The organism is Mesorhizobium delmotii, from assembly GCF_900149755.1.
In the GTDB taxonomy this organism is placed as follows: Bacteria; Pseudomonadota; Alphaproteobacteria; order Rhizobiales; family Rhizobiaceae; genus Mesorhizobium; species Mesorhizobium delmotii.
Genome location: NZ_FUIG01000024.1, coordinates 97479 through 114427 on the forward strand (window position 1 = coordinate 97479; position 16949 = coordinate 114427).

Annotated in this window: 16 protein-coding genes; 5 read left to right on the forward strand and 11 right to left on the reverse strand. The window is 63.2% G+C overall.

Translation table 11 applies throughout. The annotated features are described in order from the left end of the window. Nucleotides 1-11 precede the first annotated feature (11 nt). From BQ8482_RS14360 to BQ8482_RS14385, 6 genes are all read right to left on the reverse strand, one after another. Entirely contained in the window at nt 12-1292 is a 1281-nt protein-coding gene (locus BQ8482_RS14360; RefSeq protein WP_123148238.1) for a Zn-dependent hydrolase, read from the reverse strand. Further along, on the reverse strand, nt 1285-2046 hold the full coding sequence (locus tag BQ8482_RS14365) for a DeoR/GlpR family DNA-binding transcription regulator (protein ID WP_123148512.1): 762 nt from the start codon (nt 2044-2046) through the stop codon (nt 1285-1287). The genes BQ8482_RS14360 and BQ8482_RS14365 overlap by 8 nt, the downstream gene beginning before the upstream one ends. A gap of 43 nt (nt 2047-2089) precedes the next feature. Then, on the reverse strand, nt 2090-3913 hold the full coding sequence (locus BQ8482_RS14370; RefSeq protein WP_244602805.1) for an ABC transporter ATP-binding protein: 1824 nt from the start codon (nt 3911-3913) through the stop codon (nt 2090-2092). Further along, nucleotides 3910-4836 carry an ABC transporter permease gene (locus tag BQ8482_RS14375; RefSeq protein ID WP_123148240.1) on the reverse strand — a complete coding sequence of 309 codons (927 nt, stop codon included), beginning with the start codon at nt 4834-4836 and terminating at the stop codon, nt 3910-3912. The genes BQ8482_RS14370 and BQ8482_RS14375 overlap by 4 nt, the downstream gene beginning before the upstream one ends. Then, nucleotides 4836-5816 (reverse strand): ABC transporter permease, encoded by a 981-nt coding sequence (locus tag BQ8482_RS14380; protein ID WP_123148241.1) that lies wholly within the window; start codon nt 5814-5816, stop codon nt 4836-4838. Before BQ8482_RS14380 ends, BQ8482_RS14375 begins: the two co-directional genes overlap by 1 nt. A gap of 123 nt (nt 5817-5939) precedes the next feature. Next, nucleotides 5940-7523 (reverse strand): ABC transporter substrate-binding protein, encoded by a 1584-nt coding sequence (locus tag BQ8482_RS14385; RefSeq protein WP_123148242.1) that lies wholly within the window; start codon nt 7521-7523, stop codon nt 5940-5942. A gap of 80 nt (nt 7524-7603) precedes the next feature. Here BQ8482_RS14385 and BQ8482_RS37710 point away from each other — a divergent pair, with 80 nt between their 5' ends. Continuing rightward, on the forward strand, nt 7604-7876 hold the full coding sequence (locus BQ8482_RS37710) for a hypothetical protein (RefSeq protein WP_133254772.1): 273 nt from the start codon (nt 7604-7606) through the stop codon (nt 7874-7876). 26 nt (nt 7877-7902) lie between these two features. On the opposite strand, the gene BQ8482_RS14390 is transcribed toward BQ8482_RS37710, so the two are convergent. The 5 genes from BQ8482_RS14390 to BQ8482_RS14410 all read right to left on the reverse strand — a co-directional run bounded on the left by BQ8482_RS14390 (nt 7903) and on the right by BQ8482_RS14410 (nt 12820). After that, on the reverse strand, nt 7903-8712 hold the full coding sequence (locus BQ8482_RS14390) for a formylmethanofuran dehydrogenase subunit C (RefSeq protein WP_123148243.1): 810 nt from the start codon (nt 8710-8712) through the stop codon (nt 7903-7905). Then, nucleotides 8709-9617, reverse strand: coding sequence for a formylmethanofuran--tetrahydromethanopterin N-formyltransferase (fhcD, locus tag BQ8482_RS14395; RefSeq protein WP_123148244.1), 909 nt, complete (start codon nt 9615-9617; stop codon nt 8709-8711). The genes BQ8482_RS14390 and fhcD overlap by 4 nt, the downstream gene beginning before the upstream one ends. Continuing rightward, a complete protein-coding gene (locus BQ8482_RS14400) occupies nt 9605-11236 on the reverse strand; it encodes a formylmethanofuran dehydrogenase subunit A (RefSeq protein WP_123148245.1) in 1632 nt (543 codons plus the stop codon). The genes fhcD and BQ8482_RS14400 overlap by 13 nt, the downstream gene beginning before the upstream one ends. Continuing rightward, on the reverse strand, nt 11230-12321 hold the full coding sequence (locus BQ8482_RS14405; protein ID WP_123148246.1) for a molybdopterin-binding domain-containing protein: 1092 nt from the start codon (nt 12319-12321) through the stop codon (nt 11230-11232). The genes BQ8482_RS14400 and BQ8482_RS14405 overlap by 7 nt, the downstream gene beginning before the upstream one ends. Before the next feature lie 118 nt (nt 12322-12439). After that, a complete protein-coding gene (locus tag BQ8482_RS14410) occupies nt 12440-12820 on the reverse strand; it encodes a 4a-hydroxytetrahydrobiopterin dehydratase (protein ID WP_123148513.1) in 381 nt (126 codons plus the stop codon). Nucleotides 12821-12980: 160 nt separating this feature from the next. Here BQ8482_RS14410 and BQ8482_RS14415 point away from each other — a divergent pair, with 160 nt between their 5' ends. Genes BQ8482_RS14415 through mch form a run of 4 tightly spaced genes read left to right on the forward strand, consistent with a single transcriptional unit; the run spans nt 12981 to nt 16945 of the window. After that, nucleotides 12981-13949: a beta-ribofuranosylaminobenzene 5'-phosphate synthase family protein gene (locus tag BQ8482_RS14415; protein ID WP_123148247.1), complete on the forward strand. Its 969-nt coding sequence runs from the start codon at nt 12981-12983 to the stop codon at nt 13947-13949. Between the two features lie 41 nt (nt 13950-13990). Further along, nucleotides 13991-14884, forward strand: coding sequence for an NAD(P)-dependent methylenetetrahydromethanopterin dehydrogenase (locus BQ8482_RS14420; protein ID WP_123148248.1), 894 nt, complete (start codon nt 13991-13993; stop codon nt 14882-14884). A 13-nt stretch (nt 14885-14897) separates the two neighbouring features. Then, entirely contained in the window at nt 14898-15992 is a 1095-nt protein-coding gene (locus BQ8482_RS14425; protein WP_123148249.1) for an ATP-grasp domain-containing protein, read from the forward strand. Next, entirely contained in the window at nt 15989-16945 is a 957-nt protein-coding gene (gene mch, locus BQ8482_RS14430) for a methenyltetrahydromethanopterin cyclohydrolase (RefSeq protein WP_123148250.1), read from the forward strand. The genes BQ8482_RS14425 and mch overlap by 4 nt, the downstream gene beginning before the upstream one ends. Nucleotides 16946-16949: the final 4 nt, after the last annotated feature.

The following is a 16949-nucleotide window of genomic DNA, read 5'->3' on the forward strand; positions in this document are numbered from 1 at the left end:
CGTCTGGCCCTTCAGCTCTTCAGGATGTTGCCGTCGACGCAGAACCGCCACAGCATCCCCGCGAGCAGTTCCGTCCCCAGGAGCCGGTCCTCGGGCGTGGTAAACTCCGTCGGATGGTGGATGACACCGCCGACGCTCGGCACCCCGATGACGATCGCCGGCGTCACCGCCGACATGCTGACGGCGTCGTGCCCACCGATCGTATCGAGCCGCAGCACCGTCTGCCCGAGCGATTTGGCGGTTTGTTCGGCCAGATCGATCAGCCCCGCGTCGAATTCTCCTGCTCGCCTCCGGTCTATGGATCGGACTTCGAAAGACGTGTTGGCGCGCTTGGCGCAGGCTGCGATCTTTTGCTTGAGCTCCGCTTCGGCCGACGCCAGAAACTCGGCGCTTCCCGACCGCAGTTCGATGAACATCACCGCCTCTGCCGGCACCACGTTCGGCGAATTGGGATGGACTTCCAGCCGCGCCGCCGAGGTGTGCAGATCCGGACCGGCCTTGTCGGCCATGTCCCTGAGTTCGGTGATCAGATAGGCGGCGGCGAGCAGCGCATCCTGCCGCTCGGCCATCGGAGTCGGGCCGGTGTGGGCCTGGCGGCCGAGATAGGCGAGGCGATATTTGACGGCGCCCCAGAAACGGGTGAATGCCCCGATCCGCAGGCCGGCCTTCTCGAGATGGGCTGAACCTTCGATGTGGATCTCGATCAGGGCGTCCGGCACCACGCGAGCGGCCTTGCCGGCATAGCCGATTTCCGCCAGCGCCTCGGCCACCGACACGCCGGAGCCGTCCCGGCGCGCCAGCGCGAAATCGAGGTCGATCTCGCCGGAATTGACGCTGCTGCCAAGCAGGCTCGGCTGGAATCGCGCACCTTCCTCGTTGGTCCAGTTGACGATGACGAAATTGCATTTCGGTTTGATGCCGGCTTCGGCCACCCGGCGCCGGATCGCCTCTATCGCGCTGCAGGCAGCGATCACCCCATAGGCGCCGTCGAAACGGCCACCATTCGGCTGGCTGTCGAGATGCGACCCGCACATGATGCAGGGCGCATCCCTGCCGGCCCAGTCGAGAAATCCGTACATGTTGCCGATCGCGTCGACCTCAAGGCGCAGACCTTCCTGCGCGAACCATGCAGCCAACCAGTCGCGTGCGAGTCCATCCTCGCGGGACAGTGTCAGTCGCATCATCGAGCCGTCTGGACCACCGCCGAAGGCGGAAACCTCATCCATCATCCGATGGAGGGCTTCGGCGTCGATGCCGGGGAAGGCCGACGGGTCCTTTCGAATTTCAAGCATAGAGCACCTTTACCTGCGCCTGATCCATTTGCGCGGCAAAGTCCGCCTTGAGCGGAGCGTCGGTGATCAGGATGTCGACGTCCCGGAATTCGTATGTACAGATGGAGCCCTGCCGGCCGAACTTGCTGCTGTCCGCCAGCATGACGCACTGTTTGGAGTGCTTTCGCAGCGCACGGCGAATGTTCGCCTCGTCCGGTCCGAGGTCCATGAAGCCGAACCTGCTGTCGACGGTTGCAATGCTGACGAAGGCGATGTCGAACAGGTGCCGCGTGACGAGATCGACCGGATCCTGACCCATGAAGGCCCGGTAGCTCGCCCTGACGTCGCCGCCGACCGCCACGAGATTGGGATGTCCGGCATCGGCGAGCAGCGCGACGATGTCGAGCGAGTTGGTGTAGACGGTGATATACGGCCAGTTCCTCAGATGCTTGGCGAAGGCCAGCGTCGTCGTGCCGGTGTCGACGAAGATCTTGATATGGTCTCTGAGCAGGGTCGCCGCGCATTCGGCGATGCGCGCCTTCTCGCGCGCGTTCAGCCGCATCCGGTCGGCGATGGGCTCGTCGGCGTCCGGGCGCGGCTTGACGCCACCGCCATAGATGCATCGCAGGTGCCCCTCGAGTTCCAGTTGCTTCAGGTCGCGACGCACCGTTTCCCGGCTGACATGGAAATGCTCGGCGAGTGCCTGCACCGATACGCGCCCGTGCTTCTCGAGTTCGGCAAGTGCGTATTGCAAGCGATCTTCAGGATCGCTCATGCGGATTTCGCTTCCATCGGTATGTTCCTCCCCGTTTTTCTTGTCATGCGGCGGCGCGGGCCCCCTGTCTTTCAACGAGCAAGCAGGCCGCCAACTCGCCGTGATTTCGCACCGTCAGCGTCGGGCTCTCGGCATGGCACCTGTCGAAGGCATGCGGACAGCGGCTGGCGAAACTGCAACCCGGCGGCAGGTCGATCGGGCTCGGCGGCTCTCCTTCGAGCAGGCAGTCCTCCGGCTTGTAGCGGCGCTCCTCCAGCGTCGGAACCGCGCTCAACAGCGCCTTCGTGTACGGATGCCCGGGATCGAAGAAAAGACGCTCATTGTGGGCGATCTCGACCACCTCGCCGAGATACATCACGGCAACCCGGTTGCAGACGCGGCGGACCATTGCAAGGTCATGCGAAATGAACACGTAGGTCAGGCCGTGCTGGGCCTGCAGTTTTTCGAACAGCGCCAGCAAGCGGAACTGCTCGGTCTGGTCAAGCGACGACAGCGTCTCGTCCATGATGAGCACTTTTGGCTCGAGCACCATGGCGCGGGCGACATTGACGCGTTGGCGTTGGCCGGCGCTGAGCCCAAGCGGCAACTCATCGTAGAAGTTCCCGGGAAGCTCGACCTCGGCCATGACCGCCAGGACGCGTTCGCGTATCTCCTTCGCATTGCGCATGCCGTGCACACGCAGCGGATCCTCCAGGATCGCGCCGATCGATGTCCGCGGCGGCAGCGAGTTGAACGGATCCTGCAGCACCAGCTGAAAATCGCGCCGGAACTTCAGCAGCGTCTTGCCCCTCAGTTTCGAAAGATCCTCGCCATTGCAGATGACGCTGCCGCTGTCAGGAAACTCCAAGCGGCTGAGAAGCCTCATCAGGGTGGACTTACCGCAGCCGGACTCGCCGACCACGCCGAAATTCTCGCCCGGCATAACGTCGAAGGTGACGTTGCGCACGGCGCGAACCTCGCTGTGGGCCGCGAAGGTTCCCCGTTTGCGGACACGGTAGGTGCGGGTGGCGTCACGTATGCTGATCGTTGGCCCAGCCGCGGTTGTTGTACGCGGAACGGCGACCGCTTCGCTCGTCCAGATTTTCGGTATCTGGCTGATCAACTGCAGCGTATAGGGATGCTGCGGCGCGTCGATGAGCCGCTGCGGGGTGTTGCGCTCGACAATCTTGCCTTCAGACAGCACCAGAACCTGATCGGCCGCCTCCTTGACCGTCGGCAGCGAAGAGGAAACGAACACCACCGCGGTGTCGAAACGCTCCGTCAACTCGCGCATCAGACGCAGGACCTGCGCTGCGACTGTCACGTCGAGCGGCTGGGTGACGTTGTCGGCAACGAGAAAAGCTGGATTGCTGATCAAAGCGTCGACGATCAGCGCGCGCTGCATCATGCCGCCGCTGAACTGCGAGGGGTACTCGTCGAAACGTAGTCGTGGCGAGGGAATGCGGACCGCTCCAAGAAGATCGATGACCCGCTTGCGGGCTTCCGAGGGATCGATGCCGGGCACTACGGCGCTCAGCTTCTCGACGATCTGGCGGCCGACCGGCAAAGTCGGATCCAGCGCTCCCATAGGGTTGGCACCGACATAGGCGATCTCCCTGCGCAGCAGGCGCATCCGTCCGCCGGCCAGGTCGAGGATGTTCTGCGACTTGTACTCGACCGAGCCGGACGAGATGTGCAGCGGCGGGTCGATCCAATTGACCAGGGCTCGCGCCAGAACGGTCTTACCCGAACCGCTGGCCCCGATGATGCCGACGATTTCGCGCGGCGCGAGATCGAAACTCACATCGGAGAGGACCGGCCGGGCGCCAGCGCCCGTGCCCACTTCCACGCCGAGATTTTTGACCGACAGGACCGGGCTGCTGTTCACGACACGCCTCCGTAGATCCGGTTGCGGGCCCGCTCGAGCGAAGCGCCCATGAGGTTGATGCTGGTCAGGGTAAGGCACAGGAACACCCCCGGCATGGTGGCGATCCACCATGCATTGAGCAGGTATTTCCTGCCATCGGCGATGATGTTTCCGAAGGTGGGCGTCGGAGGCTGCACGCCGAGGCCTATGAAGCCAAGGATCGACTCGAAGATCATCATGCGCGCCACGTCGAGCACCGACACGAAGATGATCGGCGGCAGCACCAGCGGCGCGAGCAGCCAGACCATGATGCGAAAATCCGAAGCGCCGCTGACCTGGGCGGCGCGCACATATTCGCTCTTGCGTTCGGTCATCACGACGCTGCGCGTGACGCGGGCATAGACCGGCCAGCTCGAAAGGCCGAGCACAAGGATGATGGCCGGGATCGTCGGCCGCGATACCCCCAGAACGGTGATTGCGAGGATGATCATCGGGATGGAGAGCTGCGCGTCGGTGATCCGCATGATCACCATGTCGATCCTGCCGCCATAGTAGCCGGCGAGCGAGCCGAGCGAGCAGCCGATGATCAGCATCACCACCACGGTGGACAGGCCGATCAGCAGGGAATAGCGCAAGCCCACCAGACTGCGCACGAGCATGTCGCGACCGATCTGATCGGTGCCAAGCGGTGCCGCCCAGTTCCATTTGTCGCCGAGGAAGGGCGGCGACTGCAAACGGCCGGCGACGTTCATCTTGGTGGGGTCGATCCCGCTCAAGGCCGGGTAGAGCAGCGCCGCGAGACCGAGTACGGCGAAGATCGCGACGCCGACCCGGAACTCGTTCGACGCCAGCGCCGCCTTCCATATCCGCCGGGACAGGGAAGCGCCGCGCTGCGCTTCCGGCGCGGATACCTTCAGGCTCAGATTGGTTTGCGCGAAGCTCATTAGTATTCCAGTCTCGGATCGATCAGCGTCGCGATCAGATCGACCGCGATGTTGATCAGGACGAAGATGGCGCTGGTGACGATCGCGATGCCCTGAATCAGCGGAAAGTCGCGCTGCAGCACGGCGTTGATGGTCAGAAGGCCCAGTCCGGGATAGTCGAAGATGAATTCGATGACGAGCACGCCGCCGAGCAGGCCGCTGATCTGGATGCCGAGGAGATTGAGCAGCGGAACCGAGGCGTTGCGCAGCGCATGCGCGAAGATAATCCGACGCTGGCTGAGCCCGCGCACGCGGCCGACTGCAATGAACGGCATCATCATTGCCGAGGAAATCGAGCCGGTCAGCGTCCGGACAAGAACCGGCGAAAGTTCGACAGCCAGCACGATTGCCGGCAGGATAGTGTAGGCAAAGCCCTTGTAGCCGATCGCCGGCAGCCAGCCGAGCTTCACGGACAGCAGCAGCGCAAGCACGATGCCGAGCCAAAAACCCGGCAGGGATATAAAGATCGACGACACGTAAAAAGCGACCCTGTCCGGCCATCGCCCAGGAGACAATCCGGCCGGGATGCCGACCAGGAACGAAAAGAGCATCGCGAACACGATCGCCAGAAAGGCGAGTTGCAGCGTCATCGGCAGGGTCTCGCCGATAAGGGTGAGCACGTCGGCGCGCTCGCCGCGCGTGGCATCCCCGAAACTAGATCCGCCGGTCGAAGCGCCGCTGGCCGGCCGAACGAACGACTGGCCGAGGTCGCCCCTGACGACACCGCTCATGTAGCGCCCGAATTGAACCAGCACCGGGTCGCGAAGCCCCATCTCCTCGGCGATCTGCTCGATCAGCGCCTCGGGCGCCATTCCGCCCGCCATCAGCCGGACGGGATCGCCCGGAACGACGCGAAGCAGGGTGAAAATCAGCAGCGTTACAAGAAAAATGATCAGCGCACCCTGGGCCAGGCGGCGGACAAGAAAGCTAATGATGAACATTCCATCTCCTGCGGCGAACGAAGCCCGAGGACTGGTTGCCGGCAGCCGAGTTCGTGTGTTCCACCCGGCCGTCGACGACTGTCACGGCCCGGGTTGTTTCTCCCGGGCCGCGGCTGGCGCCAATCAGGCGAACGCCCCCTTCGACGCGTCCATGGAGCCGTCCGGATAGATGAAAAGCCCCGTGAGAGACTTGTCCATCGCGTGGATCATGACGGAGGTGAACAGGGAGAACGACGGCACCTTCGCGGCAATCATCGGCATGGTCTCGGTCTGGAGGATCTGCTTGCGCTCCTCGAGCGACGCCGCGCTGCGCTCCTTGTCGAGTGAGGCGTCCAGTTCGGGATCGACGATGCCGGTAATGCGCTTGGATGAGGAATGGAAATGCGTACGCAGCACGAGGTCCGGCTCCGGCGAACCGGTCGACCAGCCGCAGTCGACCATATGGCCCGGACCACCGCCGGGACGGTCGTAGAGACGCTCATTCCACGCCGCGATCTCCAGCACCGACAGCGTGACGGGGAACCCCTGCTCCTGCAGCATGGCAGTGATCACTTCGCCATACTCCTTGGTCTTGGGATAGAACCCGACCGAGGTGATGTATTCGAGTTCGGGCAGACCCTGCCCCTTTGGGAAGCCTGATTCTGCGAGCAGGGCCTGGCATTTCTCCGGGCTGTATTCGGGATAATTGGGCAGGTCGATATAGCCGAACTTCACCGGCGAGACATAATTCGCCGAGGCATGGCCGGCTTCGCCGAGGATTTCCAGCAGCATGGACCGGTCGATCGCGTGGCAGGCCGCCATGCGCACGCGCGGATCGTCGAAGGGCGGCTTGGAGCAGCGGAACCACAGATATTTGTTCTCGACCGAGACCACGCTGCTGATCGCCACCTTCTCGTTACCTTGCAGGGTCGCCACCTGCTCCGGTTCGAGCCGCTCCACGATGGACGCCTGGCCGTTCATCAACGACAGCATGCGGGTGGTCGAATCGCCAACGAAATTGAAGCTGATGCCGGGGATGGTCGGCGCCCCGAGGAAGTAGTCCGAGTAGGCTTCCAACACCGTGTCGTTGCCTCGCTGCTCGACGAACTTGTAAGGCCCGGTGCCGTTCAAGCGCTGCGAAAGCGGCCCGCTCGGCCCGGCAGCGATGTCGGTTGCCGAAAGCATCGGCAGGTAGGAGGCGAGGAAGATGAACAGGTGCGCCGGGTAGCCGCCCTTCGATGTGTCGACAATCACCGTGTAGTCGTCCGGCGTTGTGATCGTCAGCGTCTCGGTAGGGCCCGGATACCATTGCGCCGGCCGGTCGGGCTGCGAGCCGTATTCGAAGGTCGCCTTGACGTCTTCCGCCTTGAATGGCTTTCCGTCGTGGAACTTCACCCCTTCACGCAGTTTGATCTCAAGCTTGGTCGGCTCAAGCAAGGTGATCTTTGTGGCGAGTTCGTAGATGACCTCGTCGGGTTTTTCGACGCGCATCGGCGTGCGCGTCAGGAACCCCATGACGAAACCCTCGATGTTCTTCTGCGACAGCGTCGTGTGCGCGGTCGGATCCCAGTTGCCGGTGATGTTCTCGGCCGACAGGAAGACCAGTTGCTTGCTCGCCTGCGCAGCCGCGCCCGAGACCAGGAATTCCGGGTTGATCACCATAAGCCCGGCGCCCGCTCCGAACGCCGCCATGCCTTTCATGAAATCGCGCCTGCTTGACTCGCTCATCTGTCGTTCCCCTTTTTCATTATGTGGTTTTGTGGTTTTCCTTACGTTAGCCAAAACTCTCCGCTTGGCAACACAGATTCTTGCTGCGTGCTGCGGATACTGCGCAAGGAGAGACGAACTCGCCCTACTCTGTTGATATTTTGGGCATATTGGCGCAAAAACGTTCTGCTGGAGAAGGCGAGACGGCCCGCATTGCCCAACAAGGCGGCACGAAATTGGGTTTTTGGATTGGTGTGGTTTCCTCCAAAACGTCGCAAAGCCAAACAGTGTGCGAAATGTCTCGCGGGAAGAAATCAGCAGTTCACCGGAACATGCAGCTGCAATTTGCGGATGTCGGCGGAGCACGGCGCTGAAGGCATTGCTTTATCAGCAGCACGCCTCAGTGAGGGAAAAGAACCTCACCCATTCCAAGCACCGCGTTGTCACCGCCATATTTCTGCGGCGCGTTGCCCAGCAGCGGCCGTTTCAAAATACCCTCGGCGATCAGATGGCGATCGATGACGGCGGCGAAAACGCTCTCTGGCGCACCGCATTCGACGAAACTCGGCGACAGGCTTTTCGGCGCGCGATCGAGGAGGATCGAACCGCGACGCATCAGATAGCCGGGCAACTCGCCGGTGCCGCCGGCCACCACCAGCGTGCCGGCGATCATGCGGCTGCCGGCATTGTCGCCTGAGCCTTTCAGCACCGCGATCAGGCCGCGCCGCATCCGGTCGGCGGCAAAGGCGCCCGCTTTGCCTCTGACGATCAGCACGCCGCCATTCATGCCGGCCAGTTCCCCGGCGAGCGGCGCACCAAGGTGATCACCGGCGTTGCCTGTTATTTCAAGCCTGCCGCCGCGCATGCCGGAGCCGGCGTGCGGGCCTGCATTGCCTTCGATCGTGAGCGTGCCGCCGCGCATGGCGCGCCCGGCCTGGGCGCCGGCATTACCGACGACGCGAACCGAACCGCCCCGCATGCCTTCCGCCACGCGGTCGAGGCGCGCGCTCCCACCTTCGAACACGATGTCCAGCGGATCGTTGCCGGCGACGCGAAAGATATCGCCGACCTTCGATCCATGCTTCGACATGCCGATCTGGATTTTTTCGATATCGCGCCTTTCGATCCCGGCAAGCCGCTCCGGCGTCAGCGGCGACAGGTCAAGGCGCTCGGGCGGCTCGGCGACAAGGGTGAAGGTCAGCGCTTTCACGGCAGCATATCCTTCAGCGAATAGATGAACTTGCCGAGCTTGCCGCCGTAATTGCCGGCGCTTATGCGAACCGCGCCTCGCTTCGGCCCAAGCTCGATGACGGCCTTGATGCCGGCCTTCATCGCGGCGGCAACGGCATCGTTGGTCTCGCCATCGATGACGATTTCCAGGACGGCGTTGATGTCGGAACCGAGCTCACTCCTGACAACACCGCGCAGTGTCGGCGCGTAGGCTTCGTTGGCCGAGGCGATCATGCCCTTGTATTTACCACCGATCTTGGAACCCGAACGGGCGATGCCGCCCGGAAACGGCACGATCGCGCCCGGCACCAGGCCGATCGCGGCAACCGCGGCCTCGGCGGCAACCAAGGCCTTGGCGCTGCTTTCAGCCATGACGAAGAAATTGCCGCCGCCGACGGCACCTTTCGTCAGCCCGGTCGTCGCTTCGCACAGGAATTCGCCATCCATGACGGGAACGCGCCAAAAATGCCTGCCGCCGATTTTCTTGGAGATCTGCCAGCCGTCGCCAAAATAACGCAGCGCCGAACCGAGCTTCAACTCGGCGCTGCCCTCCAGTCCGGCGAAGCAGGCGGAACCCGGCGAGGTCAAGACACACTGGCCGACGCGATTGAGCAGTTGTTTCTGCAACTCGTCTGTTCCCATCGCAAAGATCATCACGCGGCAGCCAGGCCGGCCATCCGGTGTGGCCGATGGCGGCAGTTCGACATCGATTGCCGCTTCGCAGCCGCAGCCGATCACCGAAGTGGCAAAGCCGGTCATGGTGATCGCCGCCTGGCGGGCCCATTTCCGGTTCGGCGCGGTGATGATGATGGCGGTCGCACGCATGCCGAAGGCCTCGGCAAAAGTATCGTCGATCACTATGCCATTTGCGCTCACGTTCGGCATGCAACCTCGCCGAATGGCTGTTCGCGCGCGATCGCGGAATCTGGGAAATTGAACCAGTCCAGCGACAGGCCGTAGCGCTGCTGGTGATAATCCTCCAGGCGCCGCACCATCGCCTTGTCCGGCGACGGATTGAGCCTGAGCGCCTTGCCCCAGCGGTAATGGGTGATCTCCCCATCCTGCACGACGAGATCGCCATCCTTGAAGACGTACGCCGCCTGCCCCAGCATTTTCGCTATGTTCCCGTCCCTGCGGTAGACAGCGATGTCGGCTGTGGCGCCGGCGCCGAGATGGCCTCGATCCGTCAGCCCGAGCAGCTTGGCTGGAGCCGCGCGCGTCATGACGGCGATTTCCTCGAACGTGTATTCGCGGTCGATTGCGGCCAGGGTGGAGAGCGCCATGGCGGATTTTGGAAGTCCGGCAATCATTTCGGCGCGCGCTTCCCGGCTCATCAGCAGCTCGAACAGAGCCGGATAGGCGGTAAAGGGCGCGCCATTGGGATGATCGGTGGTGAAGAAGACACGCCAGGGATCGTCGACAAGGAGAAAAAGCTCGAGCCCGATCGCCCACTGCATCGCACCATAGAAATCCTTGCCATAGCTGTAGGGCACGATGCCGCCGCCATTGCCGTCGCCGTCATGAATGACGGATTTCTTCGGCTGCGCACTGCCACGCGCCGAAAACTGCCGCATGACGTCGGAGGAGACGGTGACCGTCTGGCCGAACATCACCTGGCCGATATCGATGGTGACTTCCGGCGTCGCATTGACCAGTTCGGCAAGACGCGCCGCGGCCGACGAAAACTTGCGCTTGCCTTCCGTGCCGTAGCCGTAGAACTGGAGATGGGCGAGGTGCAGCGGCAATCCTTCCGCCGCCGCGATCGTCGCGGCCGCCGTGTCCGCCGATCCGGGGCTGCCCAGATTGTTGCAATGGACATGCAGAGGATGCGGGACGCCAAGGCTGTCGACGGCCGCCTGTAGCGTCTTGACGATCTTGCGCGAGCTGACGCCATAGGAAGGCACCACATCGTCCAGCGAGAAGGTGCGGACGTTTTCCTTGAAGGCGGCCGCCGCACCGGCGTTGATCACCTTGACCCCAAGCGCCCGTGTCGAGGCAATCGTCCAGGCGACATAGTCCTCGATCATTTGAGACGAAGCGTCGTCGCGGATCATCGACAGCAGGAAATCGTCGTTGCCGAGAATGGCGAGCGTCGCCTTGTCGATGATCGGGATGTCGGCCAGTTCGAGATGGGTGTGAAGTGCGGCTCCCGGCGACATCGCCGGCTCGACGACCGTAGTGAAACCCATCTTGGCGTAGAGGCAGCCGGTCTGGAAGGTCGACCAGCCGGCGTTGGAGAGCGGCGTCGTCGCCGGCCGCGCCTGGTGCGCGGCATGCTGTTCGGGCAGGAGCAGCCGTGCCGTATTCACGTTGCCGCCACCGATGTGGGAATGGATGTCAATGGCGCCCGCCATGACAATGCAGCCGGCAGCGTCGATGGTCCGCTCGGCAGCGCCACCCGCCGGCGCCGCAACGATCTTGTCGTCCCTGATCCAGAGGTCGCCCTTGCCGAGACGGCCGTTGACGGGATCGATGATGTCGCCGCCGGCAATTTTCGTCAGCATGGCAACGCGGCCTCGGCGGAGACATGACTGGCGACCAGGCGGATAACAGTCGCAGCGGAGGGCAGTTCGGACGCCGCTCGCGCATCGATCGACCGCAGCGAACCGGTGCGGCTGGAATAGACCACCGCCTCGTGATCGACGCCCGCTTCGCCAATGGCGATGGTGACCGCAGCACCCGCGATCGGCTCCTCCGTTTTCGCCAGCGCAATCAGCGCCATGCGGTTCTTTTTCTTCTGCGGCTGGACAATTGAGGAAGATATCCGCAGGTGCAGGTCGGCTTCGCCGGCAGCGATCATGCGCGCGACATCGTAACGCCAGGGATCGAATTCCGGGACGCCGCGCGCAAAGCCGGTGCGCAGCGGAAAACCCGTCATCCAGGTCGAGGCGAGCGCGCTACCCCATCCGTTTTCGCTTGCCGGCAGATGAAGGCCGGATGCGCGCGATTTGCGGTTGAGATCAGTGATCAGTCCTTGCAGCATCTCAAGCGCCAGCCCTTCGGTTGCGTCGCCTGAAAACAGGAAAACGGGAAAATGCGCAGCCTCCAGGGCTTTGGTGAAATCGTCGAAATTCGACACCGGCTGCGATGTCCGGCGGCCCTTCCACTGCGCCCTCAGAGCCGCCAGCGTCGCGCCGAGGCTTGCCTCGCCGCAGGACAGGAGCGTCGCCGTCCGCCCGTTGTTCAACGGCGGCGCCGACGTCCCGTTCGACCCGACCAGAAAGATCTCGCGTTGATTCTTGGCCGAGAGATCGGGAACCGTGGCTGAGAGTTCGCCGACAAATTCATGATGGATTTGCGGGAGTTCGCCGACAATCACCACGACATCGGCGCGCCGGCGCGTCTCGCCGGGCGCAACGGTCATCGCGCCTTTGTCGGTAAAGAGCGCGGTCTCCCGGGAAACTGCCGCGCCATCGGCATGATCGTATGCCGCGCCAACCCGCTCAGCCAGCGCGATCGCCGCCCTGGTGCCGTGTATATCCGTATCCAGGCTGAAAACCGGGCACCGGCTTGACCCCAACAGCGCGGCGGCATGTGCAGCCGCGCGCTCGACCAGCGTTTCCCGGTTGCCGATCCAAGCAACCGCCATTCACTACGCCACTTTCTGGTGCCGGCCCGATCCTAGACGAAACTGGAATGGCCGTGAACCCCGCCTGTCAGCAGATTAGCGAATGTTTTCTTAAGCCATCAACAAATTCCGACCGCGCTTAATCATATTTGATGTAGGCGAAGCGCTGATCGGTCGGCGGAGTGCCTTCCAGCGCGCCGCCTTCCCTGGCCGGCTGCCACTGGACGACATCCTCGATCTTTTTGGCCAGCGCGAAGTCTTTGTCGGTGATGCCCTTCGCTGCGTGGTTCATCAGGCGCACTTCGACCCAGGCATAGGACGCCGTGATGTCGGGATGGTGCCACGCCGCCTCGGCGAGATGGCCGACCGTGTTGATGACCATCAGTGTCGATTTCCAGCTATGGGTCTTGTATTTGCGCCGGATCCAGCCGTTCTCGTAATACCATTTCGGCAGTTCCTTCTCGAGCCGGTCGGCAATCTCGGCTTCTGAATAGACTTTTTCCTTAGGCGTCTCGTTCATCTCGACCTCCGCGACTTGCCCGGTCCGTTTTCGCGCCGGGGCCAAAAGAAGATAAAACGAATGCACTCTCTCCGGCTTGCCCCTTCGACGAAAACAGCTATCATGGCGACGGGCACCTAAACTTCCATGATGCGTCTATGATGCACCCATCGGGGGGTAGATGTCGAATTCTGTTACCATACGAGTGCCCGCCCGCCTGCATCTTGGCTTCCTGGATCTCAATGGCGATGCCGGGCGTCGATTTGGCAGCGTCGGGTTACCCCTGAGCGAACCCGAAACCATCGTCACCCTGTCGCGGTCCAGCGAGACCATCGTCCAAGGCACCGAGAGCCGGCGCGCCGGCGAACATTTGTCGACGCTCTGCAGCCATCTCGGGATTCGTGGCCAGCACCGTCTGGTGGTCGAACAGTCGATCCCGAGCCATGCCGGCCTGGGTTCCGGCACGCAGATCGCCCTAGCCGTCGCCGCGGCGCTGCGCACGCTCCACAAATTGCCTCTCGATATCGGCGGCGACGCGACCCTGCTCGATCGCGGCGGCCGATCCGGCATCGGCATCGCCAGTTTCGAAAGCGGTGGTGTCATTGTCGATGCCGGCAAGGACGACAGCGGCAGGCCGCCGCCGGTCGTGGCGCGACTACAGTTTCCAGAAGAGTGGCGCGTCATCCTGATCCTCGACCATGGCGGGCATGGACTGCATGGCGATGCCGAGATCGCGGCGTTTCGTTCACTGCCGCCGTTCCCGGCGTCCGGCAGCGGCGAGATCTGCCGGCGGGTGCTGATGGGCATCATGCCGGCTATGGTCGAGCACGACCTTCCAGCCTTCGGCGCCGCCGTCACCGCGATCCAGATGCTGATCGGCACCCATTTCGCACCGGCGCAAGGCGGCGTGTTCACCTCGAAGCGGGTCGAGAGGGTGGCCCACGGTCTCAATGAAGCAGGCGCTGTCGGCATCGGCCAGAGCTCGTGGGGACCGACAGGGTTTGCCTTCGCCCCATCGCAAGACGCCGCAGTCAGCTTCGTCAGCGCGGTTCAGCAGACAGTTGAAGACGGCATCAAGATCAGGATCGTCAAGGGCAGGAATTCCGGCGCGAAGATCAGTTCGACCAAACTTGATCTCGTCGGCAGCTGACGGCTGGGCAACACGATCAGGTTCAAGAAGAAAGGCGAGAAATGGCCCGCAAGCACATCCTGCACATGCTGACGCCGTTGAAGCATATGAGCCCTTTCGACGTGAACATGGCTCTCGATGCAGGTTTCGACGCCGTCGTCCCCTATGTCGATGTAAGCCTGGGAGAGGTGACAGGCCTCGTGCAGGACGCGATCTTCTCGCGCCCGCCCGATGCGGGCGTCGATACCGGCATTTTTATCGCCGGCAAGGATGCCTCGCTGGCGCTCGACATGTTCGACGCAGCGCGAAAAGCGATGGTGCCGCCTTTCCAGGTTTCGGTATTCGCCGATCCGGCCGGCTCGTTCACCACGGCCGCGGCGATGGTGGCCAAGGTCGAAAAAGCGCTGGAGAAGAAATTCGAGCGCGGGCTGAGGGACACGAGGATCGCTGTTTTCGGCGCCACCGGCGTCGTCGGCTTCTGCACTGCCGTCATCGCGGCCAGGGAAGGCGCCCGGGTCACGCTTGTCGGTCATGACGGCATCGAAAGGGTCGAGCAGATCGCGGCCGAGATCAAAAGCCGTTTCAACATCGCCGTGGATGCGGCCGACGGGTCGAGCGACGACCGCAAGACGAAGCTGGTCGAGGCGAGCGAGGTGATCCTGGCCTGCGCCAAGGCCGGCGTCCAGGTGGTCTCGAAAGCGCAGTTGAAAGGCGACGGCCTGCTTATTGCCGCCGACGTCAACGCGGTCCCGCCGGCCGGCATCGAAGGCGTGGCCGTCAATGCCAATAGCGATCCGCTCGAAGCGGCAAAAGCTGTCGGCATTGGTCCGCTTGCCATCGGCAACGTGAAATACAAGGTCGAATTCGGCCTCTTCAAAAGAATGATCGAAGCCGAAAAAACCATCACGCTCGATTTCCAGGAAGCATTTTCCCTTGCACGCGAAACCGCCAAATAACGCCGGATCTCTATTGATCGCGGCGATTTCAGGCCGGGCGCTGGCTGCCGCTGCGCGCCGCGCCGGCTATCGTCCGCTGGTCGCCGATTTCTTTTGCGACACGGACACGGTCGCGCTTGCCGAACGCGCGACGATGCTGCCGGGCGACCTGCAACGCGGCATCGACGGCGAGCGCATCATGGAGACGCTTCAGCAATTGGCAGGAGACGACCAGCCGGTCGCCATCGTCCTGGGTTCGGGCTTCGAGCGGATGACGGAGACCGTCGATGAGATTGCGCGCCATTTTCCGCTCGCCGGCAATGGCGGCGGCGCGATCCGCAGGATCAAGGACCCGCAATTGCTGGCCGCCGATTGCGCCGAACTCGGCATTCCGCATCCGCAATTCCGATGGGACCGGCCGCCCGATCCGGAGAACTGGGTGGTCAAGACAGCGGGCGGCGCCGGCGGCACGCATATCAGACGGGCCGCCGGAGAAACCGTGGCCACCGGCCGCTATTTCCAGCGTTTCGTTGCCGGCCGCAGCATCTCGGCCCTGTTCGTCGGCGACGGCCAAACCGCTGATATCGTCGGCTTCAGCCAACAATGGGCGTCCCCCGCCCCGGCAGCGCCCTATCGCTATGGCGGCGCCGTGCGGTTGAGACGCTTCGATCGCAGGCAGGCGGCGATGATCCGCGGCTGGCTTTCAGGTCTGGCGGGCCGCGCCGGCCTGGCTGGATTGTGCAGCGCCGATCTCATTCGCGGACCGGATGGCTACAAGCTCATCGAGATCAATCCGAGGCCAGGCGCCACCCTCGACATTTTCGACGATGCCGACGCGCCACTGATCGAAGCGCATCTGCGCGCCGCGGCAGGCAGGGCCTACCGTCTGCCGCGCTTCGTCGATTCGATGGCGTCGATGGTGACCTATGCCGCGGCGCCGATCGCCCAGTTTCCATCGATTGCCTGGCCTGAATGGACTGCCGACCATCAGTCGCCCGGCACCCGTCTGATTGCTGGCGATCCTGTCTGCACCATCTTCGCGCGCGGTCCGAGCGCCGATCTGACCAGGCGGCTCATCAAGGGACAAGCCAGCCGATTGCAACACCAATGGGAAGGAGACCGGACATGAAAGACGGTTCGGCATTCCTGAACGACAATGCGCAGCGCATCATAGACGGCATGATCGGCAACGCCGAACGCCTGCGTATCGCCGTTGCCAGGGGGCCATTGGGCGAGTGCCTGATCGATGCCGGCGCCAAGGCCGCCGGCGGCGTCGAGGCCGGGCTGCACATGGCGGAAGCCGCGATGGGCGGGCTCGGCAGCGTTTCGGTCTGCATGGACCGCGCGTCGCGGAAATGGCCGCTCACCGTCGAAGTACGGTCTTCGCAGCCGGTGCTTGCCTGCCTGGGCAGCCAGTATGCGGGCTGGAACCTGTCGAGCCAAGGCTATTTCGCCATGGGATCGGGACCGGCGCGGGCGCTCGCCCGCGTCGAACCGCTGTTCGAAGCACTTTCCTATCGCGACACTGCGTCATCTGCCGTGCTTATCCTGGAGACCGCCGAACCGCCGCCCCAGCCGATCGTTGAGAAGGTCGGCAAGGCAACTGGATTGCCAACTGAAAAGCTCACCTTCCTCTATGCGCCGACACAAAGCCTTGCGGGCAGCGTGCAGATCGTTGCGCGCGCGCTCGAGGTCGCCTTGCACAAGAGCAACGATCTCAAGTTTCCGCTTGAGAATATCGTCGATGGAATCGGTACCGCCCCTATCCCCGCCCCCCATCCGGATTTCCTGACCGCCATGGGCAGAACCAACGACGCCATCATCTATGGCGGCAGCGTCCAGCTCTTCGTCAAAGGCCCGTCGAAAGACGCCAGGGAACTCGCGGAGCGACTGCCGAGCCGCGCCTCGCGGGACCACGGCCACCCCTTCGCCGAGGTCTTCAAGCGGTTCAAGGGTGATTTCTATGCCATTGATCCGCTGCTGTTCAGCCCGGCCGAAGTGATCGTCACGGCGATCGAGACCGGCGATACGTTTCGCGCTGGCGAGCGTGATCTGCGGATGCTCGAACGGAGCCTCGGTTAGACGA